This window comes from Streptomyces camponoticapitis (assembly GCF_014646115.1).
GTDB lineage: Bacteria > Actinomycetota > Actinomycetes > Streptomycetales > Streptomycetaceae > Streptomyces > Streptomyces camponoticapitis.
In genome coordinates, this window is the sequence record NZ_BMMV01000082.1 from 1 (window position 1) to 516 (window position 516).

The 516-nt window shown below is 69.4% G+C and carries 1 pseudogene; it reads right to left on the reverse strand.

The features are described 5' to 3' along the window. Positions 1-516 (reverse strand): annotated as a pseudogene (locus IEY79_RS37935) (hypothetical protein); the annotation flags it as partial.

Consider the following 516-nt stretch of genomic DNA (forward strand, 5'->3'; position numbering starts at 1 on the left):
ATTCGAGTGAGGCTGCCATCTACGACCTGCGCAGCCTCACCTCGGACCTTGCCGAGGAACTCGCCCGAGTCGAGGTACAGATCCCCCTCGAATCTCGCCGGGCTTCCGCCGCCCGCCATGGCGGATTGGGCGACGCGCCACTGGCTTGCCGTGAGGACCGCCTCTGGCTGCCCGGTGGCGTTCACCGCGGCGGTGATGCCGGGGTGAAGCCAGCCACCCTGGTCGTACTTCGACGCCGGCGTGAAGCCGTACCGGCTGTTGAACAAGCCATTGCTGTACCCGCGGGCGCGCTTGCCCACGACCACACCGTCACCGCCGCGCGACTCGACATTGACGCCGCCGATCGTGCCCGCCGTGTGACCGACGCCCGCGTTGGTGATGCCGATACGGAACGGGGAGTTGGCGTTCTGCTTCCAGCCGGGAGGGGCCGTCGCGCCAGAGAAGGCCATCGTCGCCCAGCGGCGGTGCGGCTTCTGGCCGCGCAGCACGGACTCGATGGCGCTCACGAAGCCCGAG